The sequence below is a fragment of the Pseudomonas sp. GW822-FHT06B12 genome, from assembly GCF_058799675.1.
Genome location: NZ_JBXALR010000003.1, coordinates 234,416 through 255,508, shown reverse-complemented (window position 1 = coordinate 255,508; position 21,093 = coordinate 234,416). Strand labels below are relative to the sequence as shown.

At 58.5% G+C, this 21,093-nt stretch carries 23 protein-coding genes; 3 read left to right on the top strand and 20 right to left on the bottom strand.

All coding sequences use genetic code 11. The features are described 5' to 3' along the window. Positions 1-114 precede the first annotated feature (114 nt). The 5 genes from fabG to AC1RKH_RS08605 form a co-directional block, all read right to left on the bottom strand. Positions 115-858 (bottom strand): 3-oxoacyl-ACP reductase FabG, encoded by a 744-nt coding sequence (fabG, locus tag AC1RKH_RS08625; RefSeq protein ID WP_007942004.1) that lies wholly within the window; start codon positions 856-858, stop codon positions 115-117. 17 nt (positions 859-875) lie between these two features. Continuing rightward, positions 876-1,814: an ACP S-malonyltransferase gene (gene fabD / locus AC1RKH_RS08620; protein WP_493061428.1), complete on the bottom strand. Its 939-nt coding sequence runs from the start codon at positions 1,812-1,814 to the stop codon at positions 876-878. A 126-nt stretch (positions 1,815-1,940) separates the two neighbouring features. Beyond that, positions 1,941-2,951, bottom strand: coding sequence for a phosphate acyltransferase PlsX (plsX, locus tag AC1RKH_RS08615; protein ID WP_123423186.1), 1,011 nt, complete (start codon positions 2,949-2,951; stop codon positions 1,941-1,943). A 3-nt stretch (positions 2,952-2,954) separates the two neighbouring features. Continuing rightward, on the bottom strand, positions 2,955-3,137 hold the full coding sequence (gene rpmF, locus AC1RKH_RS08610; RefSeq protein ID WP_003179396.1) for a 50S ribosomal protein L32: 183 nt from the start codon (positions 3,135-3,137) through the stop codon (positions 2,955-2,957). 13 nt (positions 3,138-3,150) lie between these two features. Next, positions 3,151-3,678, bottom strand: coding sequence for a YceD family protein (locus tag AC1RKH_RS08605; RefSeq protein ID WP_008152342.1), 528 nt, complete (start codon positions 3,676-3,678; stop codon positions 3,151-3,153). A 105-nt stretch (positions 3,679-3,783) separates the two neighbouring features. Between AC1RKH_RS08605 and AC1RKH_RS08600 the strand changes: the two genes are divergently transcribed. After that, positions 3,784-4,362, top strand: coding sequence for a Maf family protein (locus AC1RKH_RS08600; protein ID WP_493061427.1), 579 nt, complete (start codon positions 3,784-3,786; stop codon positions 4,360-4,362). A 112-nt stretch (positions 4,363-4,474) separates the two neighbouring features. Here AC1RKH_RS08600 and AC1RKH_RS08595 read toward each other — a convergent pair whose 3' ends face one another. The 3 genes from AC1RKH_RS08595 to rluC are packed head-to-tail and all read right to left on the bottom strand — an operon-like array spanning position 4,475 to position 7,101. Next, positions 4,475-5,464, bottom strand: a complete 990-nt coding sequence (locus tag AC1RKH_RS08595; RefSeq protein ID WP_493061426.1) for a S49 family peptidase — start codon at positions 5,462-5,464, stop codon at positions 4,475-4,477. 22 nt (positions 5,465-5,486) lie between these two features. Further along, on the bottom strand, positions 5,487-6,152 hold the full coding sequence (locus tag AC1RKH_RS08590) for an HAD-IA family hydrolase (RefSeq protein WP_123423189.1): 666 nt from the start codon (positions 6,150-6,152) through the stop codon (positions 5,487-5,489). Beyond that, complete coding sequence (gene rluC / locus AC1RKH_RS08585) at positions 6,139-7,101, bottom strand: 23S rRNA pseudouridine(955/2504/2580) synthase RluC (protein WP_123423190.1); 963 nt, start codon at positions 7,099-7,101, stop codon at positions 6,139-6,141. Before rluC ends, AC1RKH_RS08590 begins: the two co-directional genes overlap by 14 nt. Positions 7,102-7,842: 741 nt before the next feature. Here rluC and rne point away from each other — a divergent pair. Then, a complete protein-coding gene (gene rne / locus AC1RKH_RS08580; protein ID WP_493061425.1) occupies positions 7,843-11,007 on the top strand; it encodes a ribonuclease E in 3,165 nt (1,054 codons plus the stop codon). A gap of 256 nt (positions 11,008-11,263) precedes the next feature. Beyond that, complete coding sequence (locus AC1RKH_RS08575; protein WP_493061424.1) at positions 11,264-12,163, top strand: LysR family transcriptional regulator; 900 nt, start codon at positions 11,264-11,266, stop codon at positions 12,161-12,163. Positions 12,164-12,178: 15 nt separating this feature from the next. Here the strand turns inward: AC1RKH_RS08575 and AC1RKH_RS08570 are convergent, their stop codons facing one another. The 12 genes from AC1RKH_RS08570 to AC1RKH_RS08515 form a co-directional block, all read right to left on the bottom strand. Then, entirely contained in the window at positions 12,179-13,075 is an 897-nt protein-coding gene (locus tag AC1RKH_RS08570) for a hypothetical protein (RefSeq protein WP_493061423.1), read from the bottom strand. Beyond that, positions 13,075-13,992, bottom strand: a complete 918-nt coding sequence (locus AC1RKH_RS08565) for a DMT family transporter (RefSeq protein WP_493061422.1) — start codon at positions 13,990-13,992, stop codon at positions 13,075-13,077. The genes AC1RKH_RS08570 and AC1RKH_RS08565 overlap by 1 nt, the downstream gene beginning before the upstream one ends. Before the next feature lie 11 nt (positions 13,993-14,003). Further along, on the bottom strand, positions 14,004-14,732 hold the full coding sequence (locus AC1RKH_RS08560; protein WP_493061421.1) for a hypothetical protein: 729 nt from the start codon (positions 14,730-14,732) through the stop codon (positions 14,004-14,006). A 7-nt stretch (positions 14,733-14,739) separates the two neighbouring features. Beyond that, entirely contained in the window at positions 14,740-15,366 is a 627-nt protein-coding gene (locus tag AC1RKH_RS08555) for a hypothetical protein (RefSeq protein ID WP_493061420.1), read from the bottom strand. A 227-nt stretch (positions 15,367-15,593) separates the two neighbouring features. Further along, the gene (locus AC1RKH_RS08550) at positions 15,594-16,178 is read right to left on the bottom strand and encodes a nucleotidyltransferase family protein (RefSeq protein ID WP_493061419.1); all 585 of its coding nucleotides are present in this window, start codon (positions 16,176-16,178) and stop codon (positions 15,594-15,596) included. 283 nt (positions 16,179-16,461) lie between these two features. Then, positions 16,462-17,481, bottom strand: a complete 1,020-nt coding sequence (murB, locus tag AC1RKH_RS08545) for a UDP-N-acetylmuramate dehydrogenase (protein WP_493061418.1) — start codon at positions 17,479-17,481, stop codon at positions 16,462-16,464. After that, on the bottom strand, positions 17,478-17,942 hold the full coding sequence (locus tag AC1RKH_RS08540; protein ID WP_262111164.1) for a low molecular weight protein-tyrosine-phosphatase: 465 nt from the start codon (positions 17,940-17,942) through the stop codon (positions 17,478-17,480). Before AC1RKH_RS08540 ends, murB begins: the two co-directional genes overlap by 4 nt. Next, a complete protein-coding gene (gene kdsB, locus AC1RKH_RS08535) occupies positions 17,942-18,718 on the bottom strand; it encodes a 3-deoxy-manno-octulosonate cytidylyltransferase (protein ID WP_493061417.1) in 777 nt (258 codons plus the stop codon). The genes AC1RKH_RS08540 and kdsB overlap by 1 nt, the downstream gene beginning before the upstream one ends. Then, entirely contained in the window at positions 18,715-18,900 is a 186-nt protein-coding gene (locus AC1RKH_RS08530; protein ID WP_071551147.1) for a Trm112 family protein, read from the bottom strand. Before AC1RKH_RS08530 ends, kdsB begins: the two co-directional genes overlap by 4 nt. 24 nt (positions 18,901-18,924) lie before the next feature. Beyond that, complete coding sequence (lpxK, locus tag AC1RKH_RS08525; protein ID WP_493061416.1) at positions 18,925-19,935, bottom strand: tetraacyldisaccharide 4'-kinase; 1,011 nt, start codon at positions 19,933-19,935, stop codon at positions 18,925-18,927. After that, on the bottom strand, positions 19,935-20,363 hold the full coding sequence (locus AC1RKH_RS08520) for an ExbD/TolR family protein (protein WP_493061415.1): 429 nt from the start codon (positions 20,361-20,363) through the stop codon (positions 19,935-19,937). The genes lpxK and AC1RKH_RS08520 overlap by 1 nt, the downstream gene beginning before the upstream one ends. Beyond that, entirely contained in the window at positions 20,360-20,995 is a 636-nt protein-coding gene (locus AC1RKH_RS08515; RefSeq protein WP_046031667.1) for a MotA/TolQ/ExbB proton channel family protein, read from the bottom strand. Before AC1RKH_RS08515 ends, AC1RKH_RS08520 begins: the two co-directional genes overlap by 4 nt. Between the last annotated feature and the right edge of the window lie 98 nt (positions 20,996-21,093).

Sequence of the window (21,093 nt, the reverse complement as noted above, 5' to 3'; positions counted from 1 at the left end):
AACTGAAAGCTTCACTCCTCAAACCCTGACGACCATCTGCCTATAAATAGATTGCAGCTTTATAACGGATTTTAGACAGCTCGTATGACATTTTTTTGAATCAATCCGTCACATTTAACTCATGTACATCCCGCCGTTCACCGGGATTGTAGCCCCAGTAACGTAAGCCGCACCGTCCGACGCAAGAAAAGCGACCACAGACGCGATCTCTTGAGCTTGCCCCAGACGACCCAGCGGAATTTGTGTCTGCAAGGCTTCACGCTGCGCCTCTGGCAGTTCGCGAGTCATATCGGTGTCGATGAACCCAGGGGCCACCGAGTTGACCGTAATCGAGCGCGAACCCACTTCACGCGCCAGAGCGCGACTGAAACCTTCCAGACCTGCCTTGGCGGCTGCATAGTTTACTTGGCCTGCGTTGCCCATGGCACCCACAACCGAACCAATACTGATAATTCGCCCCCAACGCGCCTTGGTCATGCCACGCAAAACACCCTTGGACAGGCGAAACAGACTGTTCAGGTTGGTGTCGACGACGTCATGCCATTCGTCATCTTTCATGCGCATCATCAGGTTATCGCGGGTGATACCGGCGTTATTCACCAGAATCGCCGGCGCACCAAACTGCTCCTGAATGCTTGCCAGCACAGCCGCTACGGACTCGTCGCTGGTGACATTGAGTTCAAGACCGGTACCTTGAATACCGTTCTCTTTCAGGGTTGCCGCGATGCGCTCAGCGCCCGAAGCCGAAGTCGCGGTACCCACCACGATAGCGCCCTGACGACCCAGTTCCAGTGCGATAGCCTGGCCAATACCACGGCTGGCGCCGGTAACCAGTGCAACTTTACCTTGCAGACTCATGCAGGCTTCTCCTAAGTTCAGGCCAACGCTGCACGAGCAGCAGCGAAAGCATCCGGGGTGTTCAGGTTAGAGGTCGACACGCCTTCGGCGCAGCGCTTGTTCAGGCCAGCCAGGACTTTGCCCGGACCGCATTCAACCAGTTGAGTAGCGCCTTTGGCGGCCAGCGCCTGGACCGACTCAACCCAGCGAACCGGCTTGTAGAGTTGTTCGAGCAGATCGCGCTTGAGGGTTTCCAGATCCGGCGCCACATCGGCGCTGACGTTCTGTACCAGCGGGATTTGCGGAGCCTGCCAGTTGATCGCAGCGATCGACTCGGCGAAACGCTCGGCAGCCGGGCGCATCAACTCGCAGTGCGACGGCACGCTGACCGGCAGCGGCATGGCGCGCTTGGCACCACGCGCCTTGCAGCCTTCGATGGCGCGCTCGACAGCAGCCTTGGCACCGGCGATCACTACCTGGCCCGGCGAGTTGAAGTTGACCGCGCTGACGACTTCGCCTTGCGCCGCTTCGGCACAGGCAGCCAGCACATCGGCATCGTCCAGACCGAGGATTGCGGCCATGCCGCCCTGCCCAGCCGGCACCGCTTCCTGCATCAGCTGACCGCGACGCTCTACCAGCTTCACCGCATCACCCAGACTCAGGCTGCCAGCCGCGACCAGCGCGCTGTATTCGCCCAGGCTATGACCGGCAACGTAAGCCGGACGTGCGCCGCCCTCAGCCAGCCACAGACGCCACAAGGCAATCGAAGCGGTGAGAATCGCCGGCTGAGTTTTGTCGGTTTGATTGAGTTGCTCTTCCGGCCCTTGCTGGGTCAGTGCCCACAGGTCGTAACCCAGAGCTTCGGAAGCTTCATTGAAAGTTTCAAGGATCAACGGATATTGCGCGCCCAACTCGGCCAGCATGCCGAGGGACTGCGAACCCTGTCCTGGAAAGACGAATGCGAGGGAAGCAGACATGTAACAAGCCCCTAATGATCTTGTCGCCGGAGAATTGACGTCCTGTACGGCTGGACGCAAGAAACTGACAGTTGGATGGCCAATTGAACTGAGCGGTCACATTTAAGCATTGTCCGACGAAAATGCCTAAAGCAACAAATCCTCAAGACGACCGTGAAGCCGCTGCGGCAGGTTCTCCTGAATCTCGATCAAGGCGCGCTGAATGGCACTCTGAAAGCCCTGCACACCGGCCGAGCCATGGCTTTTAACGACGATCCCCTGCAAACCGAGGAAGCTTGCGCCATTATGTCGCGCAGGCGCCAGATCGGCCTGCAGGCGCTTCATCAGCGGCAATGCCAAAGCCCCGACCATTCTCGATGCCAGGTTTTGCTTGAACAACGCCTCGATCCGACCGGCAATCATGGTCGCCAGCCCCTCGCTGGACTTGAGCAGGATATTGCCGACAAAACCGTCGCAGACCACCACGTCAGCCTCACCGCGGTACACGCCATCACCCTCGACGAAGCCGATGTAATTCAGCCCGCGAGCGTTTTGCAGCAGCGTGGCCGCCAGCTTGACCTGCTGATTGCCCTTGATGTCTTCCGTGCCGATGTTCAGCAACGCGACCTTCGGGCGAACAATGCCCAAGGTTTCAGCCGCCACCGAACCCATCACCGCAAACTGGAACAGGTGCTCGGCACTGCAATCGACATTCGCGCCCAGATCGAGCAACTGGCAATAACCACGCTGCGTCGGGATCGCCGCCACCATGGCCGGCCGATCGATACCCGGCAAGGTCTTGAGCACATAACGCGACAACGCCATCAGCGCACCGGTATTACCGGCACTGACACACGCCTGAACCTTGCCATCGCGCAACAACTCAAGCGCAACCCGCATCGAGGAGTCCGGCTTGCCGCGCAAGGCCTGGGAAGGCTTTTCGTCCATGCCGATGACATCGCTGGCCGGCACAATCGTCAGGCGCGCGCGATCCACAGCCGACTGGCTGGCAATCAATTCTTCTAAAAGGGAGGGTTGACCGACAAGGGTCAGATGCAGCGAGGGCGTAGCAGACAGACAAGCAAGGCTGGCCTGAACAATGCTGCGGGGACCGAAGTCCCCGCCCATTGCGTCAATCGCGATGACTTGAGCGGACAAGGATTACTCGTCAGCGCCCTTGTCGATCACTTTACGGCCACGGTATACGCCTTCTGGCGATACGTGGTGACGCAGGTGAACTTCACCAGTGGTCTTTTCTACGGACAGGGTGCTTGCCTCGAGAGCATCGTGCGAACGACGCATGTCACGGGCGGAGCGGGATTTTTTGTTCTGCTGAACAGCCATAATTGATTAACTCCTAAACGTTTGGGTCACGCTTTAACTGCGCCAATACACTGAACGGGTTGGACCGCGTTACCTCGTCCTCGCTCGGTTCGGGCTCATCGAGACCCGCCGGCTGCTGGCATTCTTCCGGATGATGAGCAGGCACAATGGGCAAGGCGAGCAGAAGCTCCTCCTCGATCAGTGACTGCAGATCCAAAGGATCTTCGCCCAGTTCCAGCACGTCATAACCTTTCGGCAACGACTGGGTATTCGCACCCTCCTTCACCACAGCATAACTGCATTCGCTGTGAATCGGCAGGGTGACCAGCTCAAGACAACGCTGGCAAACCATTTTGACTTCGGTGTCGATAAAGCTGTGGATGACCACAGACTTACGTTCATCTCGTTCAAAAACGAATTTAGCCTGCACCGTACCGACAGTGTCGGAAAGCGGGTCGCAGAGTCTCTCCAAATCGGCCAGCAGCATTTCACCTTGAAGGGTGGTGCCACGATCAGCCAATTTGCGCGGGTCAACGTGAGGTGGAATCGGGTCATTCAACATAGGCGCAGCATTATAGGGATGCACCCAGCCATGTCAAAGGAAATTCAGCCCTGTCCGTCACTTGGAAGCCCCGCTAGAATTTGCGACTGACTTTTGGAGAGCCGTATGCTGCCTTTATTACTTGCTTCAAGCTCGGTTTATCGCCGCGAATTATTGGCCCGCTTGCAGCTGCCATTTACCTGCAGCTCACCGGATATCGACGAAAGCCGCCAACCGGGCGAGCCAGCCATCGAACTGGTAAAACGCCTGGCACATGAAAAAGCCCGAGCGCTGGCCGGCAGTCATCCCGCCCATTTGATTATTGGTTCGGACCAGGTCGCCGTGCTCGAGGGACGGATTATCGGCAAACCCCACACCTTCGAGAAGGCCCGCGAGCAGCTACTGGCCGCCAGCGGCGCCAGCGTGACCTTCCTGACCGGCCTGGCACTGCTCAACAGCCAGACTGGCCACTACCAGCTCGACTGCATCCCTTTCACCGTACACATGCGCACACTCGACCAGGCACGCATCGAACGCTACCTGCGCACCGAACAGCCCTACGACTGCGCTGGCAGCTTCAAGGCCGAAGGGTTGGGCGTGAGCCTGTTTCAAAGCACCGAAGGCCCGGACGCCACCAGCCTGGTCGGCCTGCCATTGATTCGCCTGGTGGATATGCTGCTGGCGGAGAGCGTGCAGATCCCCTAAGAGTCAAAAGATCGCAGCCTGCGGCAGCTCCTACACAAGCGCCCCGAAGGCTGCGATCTTTTGATCAAAAAAAAACCGGCCACGCGGGCCGGTTTTTTATGTCGTGCAGCAATCAGCGCAATGTCGGGCCTTGAAAGCCCATCCACATGGCCAACTGCTCAGCCACGCTGGCGCCGAGCTTTTTCGAGAAGCGGTCGAACGTCGATTCTTGAACCGTGAAGTCGACCAGCTCTTTCTCGCCGATCACATCACGCGCCACTGAGCTGGCACTGCCCAAACCATCGATCAAGCCCAATGGCAGCGCCTGCTCGCCTGACCAGACCAGCCCGGAGAACAGCTCCGGATGCTCTTTGTCTTTCAGGCGATCGCCACGGCCTTTTTTGACGCTGGCGATGAACTGCTGATGCGTGGTGTCCAGCACGCCCTGCCAGAACTCGGTTTCGTCAGGCTTTTGTGGCTGGAACGGATCGAGGAACGACTTGTGCTCGCCCGAGGTATAGGTCCGACGCTCGACACCGAGCTTCTCCATGGTGCCGACAAACCCGTAACCGGCCGCCGTCACACCAATCGAACCCACCAGACTCGCCTTGTCAGCGTAGATCTGGTCTGCCGCGCTGGCGATGTAGTAAGCCCCCGAAGCACCAAGATCGGAAATCACCGCGTAAACCTTGATACCCGGATGCAGGGCACGCAGACGACCGATTTCATCGTAGACATAACCCGACTGCACCGGACTGCCGCCCGGGCTGTTGATTCGCAGCACGATGCCCTTGACCTTCGGATCCTCGAACGCCGCGCGCAAACCACCGACGATATTGTCGGCGCTGGCCGATTCCTTGTCGGCAATCATCCCATTCACTTCGATCAACGCCGTGTAGCCCGACCCACGAGTCGCGCTTTTTTCAATATCCATCAGCGGCGTAAAGAGGATCAACGCGATGAACAGATAAACAAAGGTCAGCAACTTGAAGAAAATCCCCCAACGCCGCGAACGACGCTGCTCTTGCACGCCTGCAAGCAGGGTTTTCTCCAGCAGCTTCCAGCTTTTGTCGTCGCCACCTTCAGCACTGGCCTTGGCTGGCGCCTTCCATTCGTCGGTCATTCCATCCACCCCAACAAAAAACTTAATTGGCCCGCTGACCCAGCCAGGCGTGCAGTTGCGAAAAATGATCGATGGCCAGACACGGCTCGAACACGCGCAAGGCCTCTATCGATTGAGCACCATAGCTGACGGCGACCGAATCCATCCCGGCGTTGCGCGCCATCTGCAGATCGAACGACGAATCCCCCACCATCAACGCCTGCTCCGGGCGGACGTCGCAATGGGCCAGAATCTGTTCAAGCATCAGCGGATGCGGCTTGCTGGCGGTTTCATCGGCGGCGCGGGTGATATCGAAATAATCCTCCCAGCCGTGGGACTTCAGCACACGGTCCAGTCCGCGACGCGCTTTTCCGGTGGCCACCGCCAGGTGATACCCCTCGGCACGAAACGCCTCAAGCGACTCGACCACACCTTCAAACAACGGCGAAGGCACGGCCTCCGACGCGATGTAGTGATCCGCATAGTGCTGACGAAACGCCACTAGCTCGTCATCGCCAATCTCCGGATACAAGGTCCGAATCGCTTCCGGCAACCCCAGACCAATGATGCCCTTGACGGCCAGATCATCGCGCAGCTGAAAACCGGAGCGCTGCGATGCCACATGCATCGCCTCGACAATCCGACCGATGGAATCAGCCAGAGTACCGTCCCAATCGAAGATCAGCAGTTTGTAATCAAGGCGCGACACTCAGGCGCTCCACAGTCTTGGCCCACATTTCATCGACAGGGGCCTGAAGCTTCAACTCGCCGCCATCAGGCAGCGGTACGGTGAGCATGTAAGCGTGCAGGAACAGGCGTTTGCCACCCAGATCGCGAATTTCCTTGCTGAAATCGTCATCGCCGTACTTGGTGTCGCCGGCGATGCAGTGCCCGACGTGCAGGGTGTGGACACGAATCTGGTGAGTCCGGCCAGTGATCGGCTTGGCTTCGATCATGGTGGCAAAGTCGCCAAAGCGACGCAGAACCTTGAACACAGTCACAGACTCCTTGCCCTCCTCCTCGTCGACCTCGACCATGCGCTCGCCGGAGCGCAGGTTGCTCTTGCCCAGCGGCGCACGGACTTGCTTGATCGAGGCCGCCCAGTTACCGCGGACCAACGCCATGTAGCGTTTGTCAACGCCATCGCCGCGCAATGCCGTGTGCAAGTGACGCAACATGCTGCGCTTTTTGGCGATCATCAGCAGGCCGGAGGTGTCACGGTCGAGACGGTGAACCAGCTCAAGCTCCTTGCAATCCGGACGCAACTGACGAAAGGCTTCGATTACCCCGTAATTCAAGCCACTGCCGCCGTGAACAGCGATGCCGCAAGGCTTGTTGATCACGATCAGCGCCTTGTCTTCGAAGACAATCGAGGCTTCGAGGCGTTGCAACAAACCTTGCGCCAGCGGCACAGGTTCGTCGCGCTCCGGCACACGCACCGGTGGCACGCGCACGATGTCGCCCGCCTGCAGCTTGTATTCGGGCTTGATCCGACCTTTGTTCACACGCACTTCGCCTTTACGCAAAATGCGATAAATCAAGGTCTTGGGCACGCCTTTGAGCCGAGCGAGAAGGAAGTTATCAATACGTTGGCCGGCATATTCCGGCGAGACCTCAAGCAGTTGTACGCTAGGGGTCGAGGGGGCAGTAGTCGTCATGCCGCGAATGATATCAATTTTTTATGGAATTGAAGCACTTAATCATTACTGCTATAGTCGCGAACGCCGCCAAAAGCGGCCTGGACAGAGGACAAACGGCAGATTGCCGGCCCTGACCAACGCAATTCATCAGGACGCGAGGCCGTCCTACGGGGCTTTCGCTACGTTGGAAGGTTCGTGATTGTAACGAGCGCAGGTGACATGAGGCCTGAAGCGAGCGCAGCAAACAGAGTAACCACTCGTCTGATGCGCCGATATTTACGGCCAGTTCACAAAGTGCAGTCAGTCTCGAACCAGCCCTTAAGCGAATACTTCGGAAACAACGCCTGTTACAAGCTGAGTGCCAGCAAAACAGCTATCACCCAGTCTTGTGTAGCCATGAGCGTGAACTCCCCATTGGAGAACACGGTAAATGCCAACCCGCTGCGGATTCTGCGCGCGGCAGCACCCGAATTATCAGGGATACGTGTAGGGTGGAGATGCACAACCGTCGGACTGTGTAGCACTAGGCTTATATTTAGACGCTTCATCTCGTCCACAGTCGCCGGTTGATTCCTCCTCCTGACTGAGTGCTTAAGTAGCCACAGCAAGCAGGACGCGTACGTCGCGATGAAGGCCCACATTGGCCGGACTTCGCTAGACACGGGAGTGGCCAACCACTCCTGACGCACCTGACACCGACCGTGAGAAGTCGTGTGTGCCGAACGCCGTTTCCGGCAGCCCGGAAACCGACGGTACTACATGAAAAGAATGCTGATTAACGCAACTCAACCCGAAGAGTTGCGTGTTGCACTGGTAGACGGCCAGCGCCTCTACGACCTGGACATCGAATCCGGTGCACGCGAGCAGAAGAAGGCCAACATCTATAAAGGCCGGATTACTCGCATCGAACCAAGCCTTGAGGCTGCCTTTGTCGATTTCGGCTCTGAGCGCCACGGCTTCCTGCCCCTCAAAGAAATCTCCCGCGAATACTTCAAGAAAGCTCCTGAAGGCCGCGTCAACATCAAGGACGTCCTGAGCGAAGGCCAGGAAGTCATCGTTCAGGTCGAAAAAGAAGAACGTGGCAACAAGGGCGCCGCCCTGACCACCTTCATCAGCCTGGCCGGTCGTTACCTGGTTCTGATGCCTAATAACCCGCGTGCCGGCGGTATCTCCCGTCGCATCGAAGGTGAGGAGCGCAACGAACTGCGTGAAGCCCTGAATGGCCTGGTAGCCCCGGCCGACATGGGTCTGATCGTGCGTACTGCCGGCCTTGGCCGCAGCAGCGAAGAAATGCAGTGGGACCTCGACTACCTGCTGCAACTGTGGACCGCCATCAAAGAAGCCTCGCTGGACCGCTCCGCGCCATTCCTGATCTACCAGGAAAGCAACGTGATCATCCGTGCGATCCGCGATTACCTGCGCCAGGACATCGGCGAAGTGCTGATCGACAGCGTTGAAGCCCAGGACGAAGCCCTGACCTTCATCCGCCAGGTGATGCCGCAGTACGCCAGCAAGATCAAGCTGTACGAAGACAGCGTTCCGCTGTTCAACCGTTTCCAGATCGAAAGCCAGATCGAGACCGCCTTCCAGCGCGTCGTTGAACTGCCTTCCGGCGGCTCCATCGTTATCGATCCGACCGAAGCCCTGGTGTCCATCGACATCAACTCGGCACGCGCCACCAAAGGCAGCGACATCGAAGAAACCGCTCTGCAGACCAACCTTGAAGCCGCCGAAGAAATCGCCCGTCAGTTGCGCCTGCGCGACATCGGCGGCCTGATCGTCATCGACTTCATCGACATGACCCCTGCCAAGAACCAGCGCGCCGTGGAAGAGAAAGTCCGCGAATGCCTGGAAGCCGACCGCGCTCGCGTGCAAGTCGGCCGCATCTCGCGCTTCGGCCTGCTGGAAATGTCCCGTCAGCGCCTGCGTCCATCGCTGGGCGAAAGCAGCGGCATCGTCTGCCCGCGCTGCAACGGCACCGGCATCATCCGTGACGTTGAATCACTGTCGCTGGCAATTCTGCGCCTGATCGAAGAAGAAGCCCTGAAAGACCGCACCGCCGAAGTTCGCGCACAAGTGCCGATTCCGGTCGCTGCGTTCCTGCTGAACGAAAAACGCAACTCGATCACCAAGATCGAACTGCGCACCCGTGCCCGCATCGTCATTCTGCCGAACGATCACCTCGAAACGCCGCACTTCGAAGTTCAGCGTCTGCGCGATGACAGCCCGGAAGCCCACATCAACCAGTCCAGCTACGAAATCGCTGCTGCCGCTGCTGAAGTGGAAGAAGTTCAACCGGCCGCCGCCACCCGCACTCTGGTTCGCCAGGAAGCTGCCGTGAAAACCGCTCCAGCCCGCGCCAACGCTCCGGTTCCGACCGAAGTCGCTGCCGCCCCGGTTGCTGCTCCAGTTGCCGCCCCTGAGCCAAGCCTGTTCAAAGGCCTGGTGAAGTCGCTGGTCAGCCTGTTCGCCACCAAGGAAGAGCCTGCTGCTCCGGTTGTGGTTGAAAAACCAGCCGCCGAGCGTCCGGCACGCAACGAAGAGCGCCGCAACGGTCGTCAACAGAGCCGCAACCGTAACGGTCGCCGCGATGAAGAACGCAAGCCGCGCGAAGAACGCGCCCCTCGTGAAGAGCGCGCACCGCGCGAGCCTCGTGAAGAGCGTCAACCACGCGAAGCCCGCGAAGAGACTCCAGCAGTCGCTCGCGAAGAGCGCGCACCACGTCCACCGCGTGAAGAACGCGCACCACGTGCCCCGCGTGAAGATCGCAAGCCACGTGGCGAGCGTGAAGAGCGCCCGGTTCGTGAACTGCGTGAACCTCTGGATGCCGCCCCGGCAGCAGCCGCCGCTGTTGCCGCCGTAGCTGAAGAGCGTCCGGCTCGCCAGCCGCGCGAAGAACGCGCGCCACGTCCACCGCGTGAAGAGCGTCAACCACGCGCCGAACAGGCTGCCGCTGCTGTTGCCGAAGAAGAGCTGCCGACCAACGAAGAGCAACTGCAGGAAGACGGTCAGGACAACGCCGAAGGCGATCGTCCACGCCGCCGCTCCCGTGGTCAGCGTCGTCGCAGCAATCGTCGCGAGCGTCAACGCGATGCCAACGGCAACGTGATCGAAGGCTCGGAAGAGTCCGAAACCAGCGAAGAGCCAACTGGCGCTGAACTGGCTGCCGGCCTGGCCGTTACCGCTGCTGTTGCCAGCACTGTGATCAGCGCTCCAGCTGAAGCCCAGGCTCACCAGCAAGCTGAACGCGCTACTGCTGCCGTGACTGAAGAAGTTGCTCAGGAAGTTGCTCAAGTTGAAGCGCCAATCGTGGAAGCCACTACTCCAGTCGAAGCGCCAGCCGCTCCAGCTGTAGAAGTAGCTCCAACTCGTGAAGCACAGCCTGAAGTTCACGCTGCTGTTGAACCAGCCGTAGTTACCGAACAGCCAGTATTCGCTGCTGAGCCTGTGGTTGAAGCCCCGGTCGTTGAAAAAGCGCCTGAGGTTCGTGAAGAGCAAACTGCGTTCAACTGGGTTGCAGAAACTGCGGCTGTCGAAGCTCCAGCACCAGTCGCTGAAGCCCCGGCTGTTGTTGCCGAGCCTGCTCCGGTGGTTGAAGCTCCAGTTGTCGAAGCCGCCCCGGTCAGCGCCCTGACGCCAAGTGGTCGCGCGCCAAACGACCCACGTGAAGTGCGTCGCCGCAAGCGTGAAGAGGAGCGCTTGCAGAAGGAAGCCGAACTGGCTGCCGCTGCTGCACCGGCTGTTGCTGCCGAGCCAGCCCCGGTTGTTGCTGAAGTCGTCGAGGCAGCCCCTGCCCCGGCTGCCGAAGTGACCGCCGAGCCTGCTACCCCAACCTTCGACGAAAACCTGCGTTCCGTCGAAGAAGTGGTAGAGCAAAAGCCTGAGGCCCTGGAAAAAGAACACGAGCCTAAACCCCTCGCCTGATTCCATCAGCCACTAAAAAGCCCCGCTTGGTAACCCAGGCGGGGCTTTTTTATGCCTTTGAATACCGATAGCCCGTCGTGGTTTAACAATGGCTCATTACCGAAGTTCCTGCGCTCCCGGTTAAACACTTGCTTAATACCTTGTAATACTTTTTTACAAAATAACAACGCAACGTGCAGAATAGAGCGGTTGCAGGGCTAAAAGCAGACCCTGCCACGGCCCGAAAGCCTTCGGCCCGTTATGGAGCAAAGAGCGCATGACTATGGAAATTGCTGAACTGGACGCTTTCAAAGCGATTGTTGACTATGGAAGCGTCACGCAAGCCGCGATCAGATTAAACCGCGCTCAATCCAGTATTTCCTTCCGAATCAAGACACTCGAATCACGACTCGATACCAAGTTGTTCGAACGCTCCGGTCGCGGCATCACGATGACGGCTCAAGGCAAGGAACTCTATGCCTACGCCTCACAAATCCTCGATCTGGTTGCTCTCGCTCAAGCCAGCCTGAATCAGGCAAAAACCGAAACACGCGTTCGCCTGGGAGTCATCGAAAATCTCACCATCACTCGCCAGAATCTGCTGCAAAGCATCGTTGCCAATCCCGACGGCCTGGCGGTGGATGTCAGCATTGGTAACACACAGTCACTGCTCAAGGATCTTGAGGCCGGTAAACTCGACGCGGTAATTGTCGGCGCCGGCTTTGCGCCTGCGCATTATCGCCGGGTGACACTATTCAACGATCCGCTGGCCCTGATCTACAGTGCGACACAGCCTGCTGTCCAGGACTTGAAAGCGTTCAGCGGTCAGGTATTCCTCGTCAACAGCCGGCGTAGCGCTTCGCAACGTAATCTCGACGAACTGTTTATGATGGGCAACATCACTCCTGAAAAGATCATCGAGTGCGGTTCTTATCCGCTGCTGTTTTCAAATGTGATCAACGGCGTGGGTGTCGCCATGGTGCCTTTGTCACTGGTCGATTCGTGCTGCCGCAGTGAACAGGTGCAGACTTACTTCCTGAGTGGTCCATATGCGTCGCTGACCACTGAATTCGTGTATTTCGATCACCCTGGCAAACCGGCCCCCAGGGCATTGGCGCAATGGGTGCTGGACTTCGAAAAGTCGGCCCGCTTACCGCTGAAGGCAACAGCGATATAACAGGCCGGGCACTCGTCAGCAGTTACACGATTGACGCACCACTTCATCTTCGAAAAGGTTGGACAGTAGCAGCCCCTCCTCTTGGCTGCTCGCCTGAATCACGTCACCGTGCTGCAACTCGAAGGCATCCTTGTCAGTACTTATTGAAGCGCCGAGCAAAACGTAGTGGACCGTACCTGGCTCGCAGAGCTCTTCATGCTGGAACAACAAGGCTTCGAGTTCGCTTTTGGCGAACATCAGTTGATCGAGCCCCAATAGCGACTGTTTGCTCCATACAGTTTCTCCACGCCGGACAATCGAACTCCTCACCACCGAATGGTGCGGTGGTTCAGCGATAACCAGTTCGTGGCACAACGCGGTATTGCGCAACTTGGAAAGACCGGCCAGCCCGGGTTGAGCGTGACGCAGCACCGGGTCAGAGAAATCCACTGCCAAGGTGTAGCCGATATAGCGTGGGTTTCGGCAGTCGTCGATGAGGTATACACAGGCATACTCGATTTCGACTCCCGCGCCACTGGCATGGCACGGCGATTTAATCGCCTGTGAAGCAGCAACCAGCCCTTTGCCGTTGCCTTTGTAGTACCAGTCCGGGGAGGATCGCTCAGGCATGGACAGACCATTGACCGAGCGGTGCGTGTAACCGAAACCGCTCACCATGCATACGGCATCTTGAACGGGTCGCAGCGGCACGTTAAAGGTCATCGATGAAAGCGCCTCAAGCGGCACCGCAGCAAGGGACAAGCCGCTCCTGAAGCGCTCCCAGGATTGCTTGCTACGCATGAACCGCATGGCCAACGCCTGAGAGGTCTCGACACCTGCGACCTGCCAGACCGAAGTCGATGCCCCCTTGCCCTGTACAAGGCCCACCCACCGAACGCCCTGGCGATCGACCGAATCGATGATTCTGTCCATCACGCGACCTCCGTACGTAGCGCAACCGGTGCCCGTCGCTTAATGGAACAGAGGACCACCCCAAACACAATCAGCACCAGACTGACCAAGTGATAGGTATGCATTTGTACGTCCAGGAACACAATGCTAAACAGCCCCCCGGACAGTGGCACCAGATGGGTGAAGATCTCGCCACGAGTGGCACCGATTTCACCGATGCCTTTGCTCCAGAACAAGTACGACAACCAGGACGGGAAGATCACCAGATACGCCAGACCGAGCCAGGGGGCTGTGCCCTGCCCCAGGTTGAAGGTTAAGTCAGGATGCAAGACCCAAACCCCCAGGCTGAACGGAATCAGGCATAGCGCACCCACCACCGCGCAATACGTCACAAAGGCATTGCCAGCTATGGTTTTGGGCTTTGTCCGCAGAAAGGAACAATAGACAGCCCAACTAGCGGCCGAGGCCATGGTCCAGAAGTCGCCTTTGTTGAAACCCTCCAGAAAACTCAAATCGGAAAGGTGCCCCATGGTCACCAGCCAGAACACACCGACCGTACTGATGACCACGCCAAGCATATTCGACCTGGAGATGAAATCACCGAAAACGAAACGATTGAGGGCCAGTACCAGACATGGCGTAGCCGACAGGTAAATCGCCGCATTCAAAGAACTGGTGTATTGCAAACCTATATACAACGTCAGCGGAAATATAACCTGCCCACAGACCGCCAACATCACCAGGGTTAACCATGATTTGCGCGCGGCCGGCAAACTGGCGACCACAGACTTATAGTTAATCACCAGTAGTAATGCACTGGTAATCAGCCATCGAAGTTGCGACAGCAGCACGGGGTCAACATCCACCACCATCAATTTTCCGACGACATAATTACCGCCCCAGAACACGGCAGCGAGTGAAAGTAGTAAGTACGGCATTGGCACCCTCGTCAGATCTTCTTCATTAACATGAAAGAGGCGCCGTCGAACTCGACTTCCCCCAGCAGATGGAACACGTCTTGATACACAGACAATTGCGCCTGCAACACATCAGTGATGGGCACCAACATAAGTGCCTCTGTCGCCAACACCCGGGCCAGTTCATTGACATAGACTCGGCAAGGCTCGGCCTCGACAGGCGAACTGTTTGCGACAATGAGTGAATAACCCAATCGACGGCGATAGTGAAAATCGCCGGCCGAGGCAAACGGCAGCCTCGAAAAATCCAGGTCGGCACGCAATCTGAGCTGCTTGTGGCCGTGGTCCTGCGCCCACTGCAAGTGGTGAGCAAACTGCTGCCGGGTAGTGGAAATGACATCGAGACTGTGTCGGGCGAACGCTTGAAGCTGGGCGTTATCGGTCGGCGCAATCAGCAACACCGACTTCTTGCCCGGTGTGTCCAGATACTCCGCCAGGGATGCCGGCAATAGTGATGTCTCGCGCTTCGGGGTATCACGGTAGATCATCAACCAGTCCGAATTGATCGCGGCCCAATCGCTGACTTGCAGCGTCTGCTCGATCGACGGCTGATACGTTTCCATGAGGTGAGCCTTGAACGGCAGGTATTGCAGGATTTTCCCCTGGTCGCCAACGATGGAATAGTCGCCGACCCAGGTATTGAGAAAGGAGCGGATGCCGACGATGCTGGCCTTGCCCAGATAATCCGCATTCCAGCCCACGATCGCTTCACGCCCGACCCATGCGTAATCGCACAACCTCACGGGGGGGCAGGCGCGTCATCGCAACGGTCCGCGAGCCGATGGAGAGCCGACCATAAGGATCATGGTCCTGACGAAGCAACTGACTGCCCGGCGACAGCCAGACACCGTCGCCAATATCCACATCGCCACCGGCGTTGACTGCGGCATTACGACCAAAACGCACATACTGGCCAATCTTGATCGAAGGCAACTCATCCGCCGAGTGATCGAGTTGATGATCAGCATGGGGGTGGCTGAAATACGCACCGTTTTCAAAGTGAGTGGGCGAAATCAGGTGTTCCCCGACCAGCTCCTTGACAATCAATGGCGAGCCACTGGTATTGATCGAAAAGTGCTCCTTTGACAAACCGAAGTCATCAGAGAGTACTTGCAAGCGTTCACTAAACGTAACACCAAACTTAATCTCGTCACGGTGACAACTTATCGCTTGAGAAGCCTTTCTGAGTTGACGCAGCGTGTTGACATAACGGGGAACCGGCTGATAAACATCATCAAAACTCAACGCCCGCTCCAAGGCGCCCAACGTTTGGACCTCACTGTCCAGTTCAATAGGACTAACACTAACCGACGCATCCATATACTGCTTTATCATGTAGGCTCTTTACTATCTTGATGAGTACTAACCGGGCATACACCGCAACAGTGAACACCGCATGCAACAAGATCGTATGTCGGATAAAACCGGATGAATAACGAGTTTTATATCTGGCACCCATCGATAAATACGAATAGGCAGTAGAAGGGGCAGAGTTCAGTACTCTGCCCTATAGAGGCCTGGGGGTTGGCCTCGGCCCGCGAGGTATCACGACCAATCGACGATTATTGAAAGACCAGCGCGACCGGCAAATCCACATCCCACAACACCCCGGGATCGTCCACCGCCACCTCAACGACTTTCGCCAACGCAAACAGCGGCTTCGCCCCGCGATCACCGGACAACGCCATCAGCGCTGTGCCAAATGAACGCCCAAACCCGACGGGATGCCCAAACTCGCCGTCCTGCACGGGCACACTGATGGTATCGACCTCAACCCCCTCAGCAATCCGCTCAATACTCGACGGCAAGATAAACGGCATATCCCCCAACACCACCAACCAGCCATCAAGCGCGGGACATGCAGCAACTGCCGCCGCAATGCTGTCGCCCATGCCCGCCGACGCCAACAGCAGCACCTGGCAGCCATAAGACTGGGCCAGCCGTGCGACCTCTGGACGATCCGGTGTCGTCACCAGCAACCGCGCCTCAACGCCACCTGGCAAATTGCGCAGCACCTGTTCGATCACCGGTCGCACAATGCCGTCGCGCCCTTCACACATCGCCAGCAACTTGTCCTGATCGGCACCGGCCATTTGTCGATAACGACTGCCCTGCCCTGCCGCGAGAATGATCGCGCCCACGCTCATGAGTCAGCCTTCGCCAGCAAAGGTTTCTTCTGGCTCAGCGTGACGTCGAGCTGATGATCTTGACCATTGAGCTTCAGGGTAATCATGGGCACGCCCGCATATGTGTAGGGTTATGCAACAAATAGCTGCATCGTCAGGAAGCCAAGTTAACCCGGTATTAACAAAAAAGCCCTGCTTGGGGCAGGGCTTTTAGCTGCAAGCTGCAAGCTGCAAGCTGCAAGCTGCAAGTCAAAAACTACAGCATGATCTGCTTGCAGCTTATAGCTTGAAGCTTGAAGCTGCTTCAATACCGATTCGGCTCCATTTCCAGCTCGACATTGAAACGTTCGGCAATATCTTTCTGGATCCGTTGAGCCAGGTTGAGCAGCTCAAGCCCGGTGGCCGTGCCGTAGTTGACCAGTACCAGCGACTGCAAGCGATGCACGCCGGCGTCACCGTCACGAAAGCCTTTCCAGCCTGCCTGTTCGATCAACCAGCCGGCCGCCAGCTTGACCCGGCCGTCCGCTTGTGGATAACCGACCAGGCCCGGATGGACGAGCCGGATTTCATCTGCCAGCACTGCCGACACCAACGGGTTCTTGAAGAAGCTGCCGGCATTCCCGAGCACTGCCGGGTCGGGGAGCTTCTCGTTGCGAATGCTGCAAATCGCCTGACTGACATCGGTTGCGGTCGGATGATCGATGCCTTGCTCGGTCAAACGCTGACGAACCGGCCCGTATTCCAGATGCAAATGCTCGACGCGGTCCAAAGCGAAACGCACCCGAAGGATCAACCAGCGACCGACCTGCTGCTTGAACAGGCTGTCACGGTAGGCAAAGTTGCACTCGGCCAGGGTGAAATCGCGCAGCTCACCGGTCTGGCGGTCCAGCGCGGTCAGCCCGGCGAACACATCCTTGATCTCGACCCCATAGGCACCGATATTCTGCATCGGCGCGGCTCCGACCGTGCCGGGGATCAGGCTGAGGTTCTCAAGGCCCGACAGGCCCTGCGCCAGGGTCCACTGCACGAACGGGTGCCAGATTTCGCCGGCCTCGGCTTCGATCACCACCTGACTGCCGTTGTCGCTCAACACCCGGATACCACGGGTGGCCATGCGCAGCACCAGCGCTGGAATATCTGCGGTCAGCAACAGGTTGCTGCCACCGCCGATTACCAGCAGCGGCACGTCGTGCGCTGCCGAATAAGCCAGCGCCTCGCGCACATCGGCGTCGCTGTGCGCTTGCGCAAACAATTGCGCACGCACGTCCACGCCAAAGCTGTTGAACGGCTTCAGCGAAACCTGCGATTGCAGGTGCAAAGTCATAAACGTCCCTTCAATTCAATCACCAGCAAATCACTGGCGCGCTCGATCAGGTCAAGCACCTGCTCGAAGCCTTGATCGCCGTCGTAATAAGGATCCGGCACTTCATCCACGCTCGATTCATAGCGACGCAGAAACAAGTCCAGCTCTGCCCTGCCCTTGGCCGGTTGCAACGCCTTGAGGTTGCGCAGGTTGCTGTGGTCCATGGCCAGGATCAGGTCGTAGCTGGAAAAGTCGGCGCGCGTGACCTGCCGGGCACGCTGCGCGGACAGGTCATAACCACGGCGCAGGGCAGCGGCCTGGCTGCGTTTGTCCGGCGCCTTGCCGACGTGCCAGTCACCGGTGCCCGCAGAAGCCACTTCGACCTGATCGGCCAAACCGGCTTCACGCAGTTTGTGCCGCAGCACACCTTCAGCCGTGGGTGAACGGCAGATGTTGCCCAGGCAGACAAACAGAACCCGCATCAGGCCTCCAGCAGGCGACGAACGCGCTCGAGGTCTTCTGCCGTGTCGACACCCGGCGGCGGTGCAATCAGCGCATCGGCGACGTGAATCCGCACACCGTGCCAGAGCGCGCGCAGCTGCTCCAGGCACTCGGTATTTTCCAGCCAGCACGGGCCCCAGCTGACGAAGTCATGCAGGAAACCGGCGCGGTAAGCATAGATGCCGATGTGGCGGCGGTAAGGAACCTTCTCCGGCAATGCAGCCGGCAATTGCTCGCGGCTCTTGGCGAAATCGTCCCGCGCCCACGGCAAGGTTGCGCGACTGAACGTCAGCGCCAGGCCATTCAGATCGCTGACAACCTTGACCACGTTCGGGTTGAACAGGGTCTCAACGTCTTCGATCGGCTCGGCCAAGGTCGCCATACGCGCTTCGGTATGGGCCGCGAGGTTGGCTGCAACCTGATCGATCACGCTCGGCGGAATCAACGGCTCGTCGCCTTGCACGTTGACCACGATAGCGTCCGGCGCCAGGCCCAGTTGGGTGGCGACTTCAGCCAGACGATCAGTACCCGAGTTATGGTCTTCGCGGGTCATCACCACTTCAGCGCCAAATGCCTTGCAGGCCTCGACGATGCGCGCATCGTCAGTGGCGACGACCACCCGTTGCGCGCTGCTTTTGCTCGCCTGTTCCCAAACGTGCTGGATCATCGGCTTGCCGGCAATCATTTGCAGGGGTTTGCCCGGCAGACGGGTGGAAGCAAAACGCGACGGAATCACGACGGTGAAGGCAGTGCTCATTTATCCAGACGCTCGTCGGCCGTCAGGGTGCGCGCTTCGCTTTCGAGCATCACCGGAATGCCATCACGAATCGGATAAGCCAGACCGGCGCCTTTGCTGATCAGCTCGGTTTTATCAGCGCTGAGCTTGAGCGGACCTTTGCAGATCGGGCAAGCGAGGATGTCGAGCAATTTGGTGTCCATGAGCATTCCCTGGATAAAAGCGTTTTAAGGCAAAAGACGCGCGGGCAACAGCCGCATCAACTGCGTATCGAACCAGGCCACGAAGGCCGGTGATGGCGCAGCATCGACCGCCAGATACCACCAGTCGGCGGCCGCGAAGGGTCGGCATTTCACCGCATCCTTCTCGGTCATCACCAACGGCAGTGACGGCGTGAAATTCAAGGCCGCCGCGCTGTACTCGGCGTGGTCGGCAAAAGCATGTGCAACAGGCTGCCAGTGTAGCGTTTCAAGGGTGTTGAAGAAACGTTGCGGATTACCGATTCCGGCCACCGCGTGCAGGGCCTGACCGGCAGGGAAATGCTCAAGCGAGCGGCGTTCGCCAGTCAGCAGGTTGACCAGCGCGGTCGGTTGCAGCAGGAAGGCAAAGCCGTCTTCACGATCTGCCGAGGCACCGTTGTAGAGCAGCGCATCGACGCTTTGCAGGCGTTCGACCGGCTCACGCAGAGGGCCCGCCGGCAGACAGCGTTTATTGCCCAGTCCACGTGCGGCATCGATCAGTACCAACTCAAGATCGCGCGCCAGACGGTAATGCTGCATGCCATCGTCAGACAGGATCAGATCCAGCGGCTCAGCGGCCAGCAGTGCCTGCACGGCGCGACTGCGATCCGGATCGATCATCAACGGCACACCGTTGCGCTGGACGATCAACAGCGGTTCATCGCCAGCGACGGCTGCGCTCTGATCGGCTTCGACCCGCCAGGGCAATTGCGGCGGTTTGGCGCCATAACCACGACTGACCACACCCACCCGCAGGCCACTGCGTTGGCAGTGCTCGATCATCCACAGAATCAATGGCGTCTTGCCGGTGCCACCGACAGTAATGTTGCCGACGACGATCAGCGGCACGGGTGGCTGGTAGATCTCGCCTTGGCCTGCCAGAAACCGTTCGCGCTTGGCCGTAACCACGCGCCGGTACAGCCACTCCAGTGGCTGCAAAAGCTTCAGCGCCGGATGACCGGCGTACCAGGCGGCGAGCAAACGATCGGACATGGCCATCAGGGCGTCGGCGCCGCCTCAACGGTGGTCATGCGCAAGTGCGTGAAGCCCAGCTTGCCCGCAGCATCCATCGCGGTGATGACCGCCTGATGCTGGGTTTTGCCATCGGCGCTGATGGCCAGCGGCAAGTGGGTGTCGCCATTCGACTCTTTCTTCAAGGCGTCGATCAGACTGGCCAGATCGTTCTTCGGCAACAATTGGTTGTTGACCGAGAACACCCCGTCGGCGCTGATGGCGATGTCCAACTGCTTGGTCTGCTGGTCTTCGGCAGGCGATCCGCTGACGGCTTCCGGCAGGTCGACGCGCAATTGGGTTTCACGGGTAAAGGTGGTGGTCACAACGAAAAACAGCAGCAGGACAAACACCACGTCAATCAGCGACACGAGGTTGATGTCCACGTTCTCCCGTTGCTTGCGGCGAAACTTCACGCTTTGCCCTCAGCCAGATCAACGTCACGGTCGCCCTGCACCACTTCAACCAGCTTGATGGCTTCCTGCTCCATGCCCACGACAAGTTCATCGATGCGCCGTTGCAGGAACCGGTGGAAGAACACCGACGGGATACCGACGATCAGGCCCGAAGCCGTGGTGATCAAGGCTTTGGAAATACCCCCGGCCAGCACCGCGGCGTTGGTGGTCATGCCCGTGCCCATGAACGAACTGAAGATATCGATCATGCCCAACACCGTGCCGAGCAGCCCCAGCAACGGCGCCATGGCGGCGATGGTGCCCAGCGCGTTGATGTAGCGCTCCAGCTCGTGGATCACCCGGGCAGCGGCTTCTTCGATGCACTCTTTCATGATCTCGCGACCATGCTTGGAGTTGGCCAGGCCCGCCGCAAGGATCTCGCCCAACGGCGAGTTGGCGCGCAATTCCTTGAGTTTTTCCTTATTGAGTTGCTTGTCCTTGATCCAGACCCAGACCTGCCCGAGCAAATGCTCCGGGGTTACACGGCTGGCTCGCAAGGTCCAGAGACGTTCGGCAACGATCGCCATTGCCGCGATGGAACTCAGAATGATCGGCAGCATCATCCAGCCGCCGGATTTGACCAATTCCCACACAGTGACAGTCCCCTCGAAAAAGTCCGCCACTTTAACATACAGACTCGACAGAGCGACCCGGCACGCCACAGACCGTGTGTCGCATGGCGCGCCGCGCC

What these genes read in the sequence shown, in the direction of transcription:
- fabD (WP_493061428.1), bottom strand. Translation starts at nt 1,814, where the DNA reads ATGTCTGCTTCCCTCGCATTCGTCTTTCCAGGACAGGGTTCGCAGTCC.
- AC1RKH_RS08605 (WP_008152342.1), bottom strand. Translation starts at nt 3,678, where the DNA reads ATGTTGAATGACCCGATTCCACCTCACGTTGACCCGCGCAAATTGGCT.
- rluC (WP_123423190.1), bottom strand. Translation starts at nt 7,101, where the DNA reads ATGACGACTACTGCCCCCTCGACCCCTAGCGTACAACTGCTTGAGGTC.
- AC1RKH_RS08530 (WP_071551147.1), bottom strand. Translation starts at nt 18,900, where the DNA reads ATGGACACCAAATTGCTCGACATCCTCGCTTGCCCGATCTGCAAAGGT.
- murB (WP_493061418.1), bottom strand. Translation starts at nt 17,481, where the DNA reads ATGACTTTGCACCTGCAATCGCAGGTTTCGCTGAAGCCGTTCAACAGC.
- AC1RKH_RS08550 (WP_493061419.1), bottom strand. Translation starts at nt 16,178, where the DNA reads ATGAGCGTGGGCGCGATCATTCTCGCGGCAGGGCAGGGCAGTCGTTAT.
- AC1RKH_RS08565 (WP_493061422.1), bottom strand. Translation starts at nt 13,992, where the DNA reads ATGCCGTACTTACTACTTTCACTCGCTGCCGTGTTCTGGGGCGGTAAT.
- AC1RKH_RS08540 (WP_262111164.1), bottom strand. Translation starts at nt 17,942, where the DNA reads ATGCGGGTTCTGTTTGTCTGCCTGGGCAACATCTGCCGTTCACCCACG.
- rpmF (WP_003179396.1), bottom strand. Translation starts at nt 3,137, where the DNA reads ATGGCTGTTCAGCAGAACAAAAAATCCCGCTCCGCCCGTGACATGCGT.
- AC1RKH_RS08575 (WP_493061424.1), top strand. Translation starts at nt 11,264, where the DNA reads ATGACTATGGAAATTGCTGAACTGGACGCTTTCAAAGCGATTGTTGAC.
- kdsB (WP_493061417.1), bottom strand. Translation starts at nt 18,718, where the DNA reads ATGAGCACTGCCTTCACCGTCGTGATTCCGTCGCGTTTTGCTTCCACC.
- AC1RKH_RS08600 (WP_493061427.1), top strand. Translation starts at nt 3,784, where the DNA reads ATGCTGCCTTTATTACTTGCTTCAAGCTCGGTTTATCGCCGCGAATTA.
- AC1RKH_RS08555 (WP_493061420.1), bottom strand. Translation starts at nt 15,366, where the DNA reads ATGATAAAGCAGTATATGGATGCGTCGGTTAGTGTTAGTCCTATTGAA.
- fabG (WP_007942004.1), bottom strand. Translation starts at nt 858, where the DNA reads ATGAGTCTGCAAGGTAAAGTTGCACTGGTTACCGGCGCCAGCCGTGGT.
- AC1RKH_RS08570 (WP_493061423.1), bottom strand. Translation starts at nt 13,075, where the DNA reads ATGGACAGAATCATCGATTCGGTCGATCGCCAGGGCGTTCGGTGGGTG.
- AC1RKH_RS08595 (WP_493061426.1), bottom strand. Translation starts at nt 5,464, where the DNA reads ATGACCGACGAATGGAAGGCGCCAGCCAAGGCCAGTGCTGAAGGTGGC.
- rne (WP_493061425.1), top strand. Translation starts at nt 7,843, where the DNA reads ATGAAAAGAATGCTGATTAACGCAACTCAACCCGAAGAGTTGCGTGTT.
- lpxK (WP_493061416.1), bottom strand. Translation starts at nt 19,935, where the DNA reads ATGGCCATGTCCGATCGTTTGCTCGCCGCCTGGTACGCCGGTCATCCG.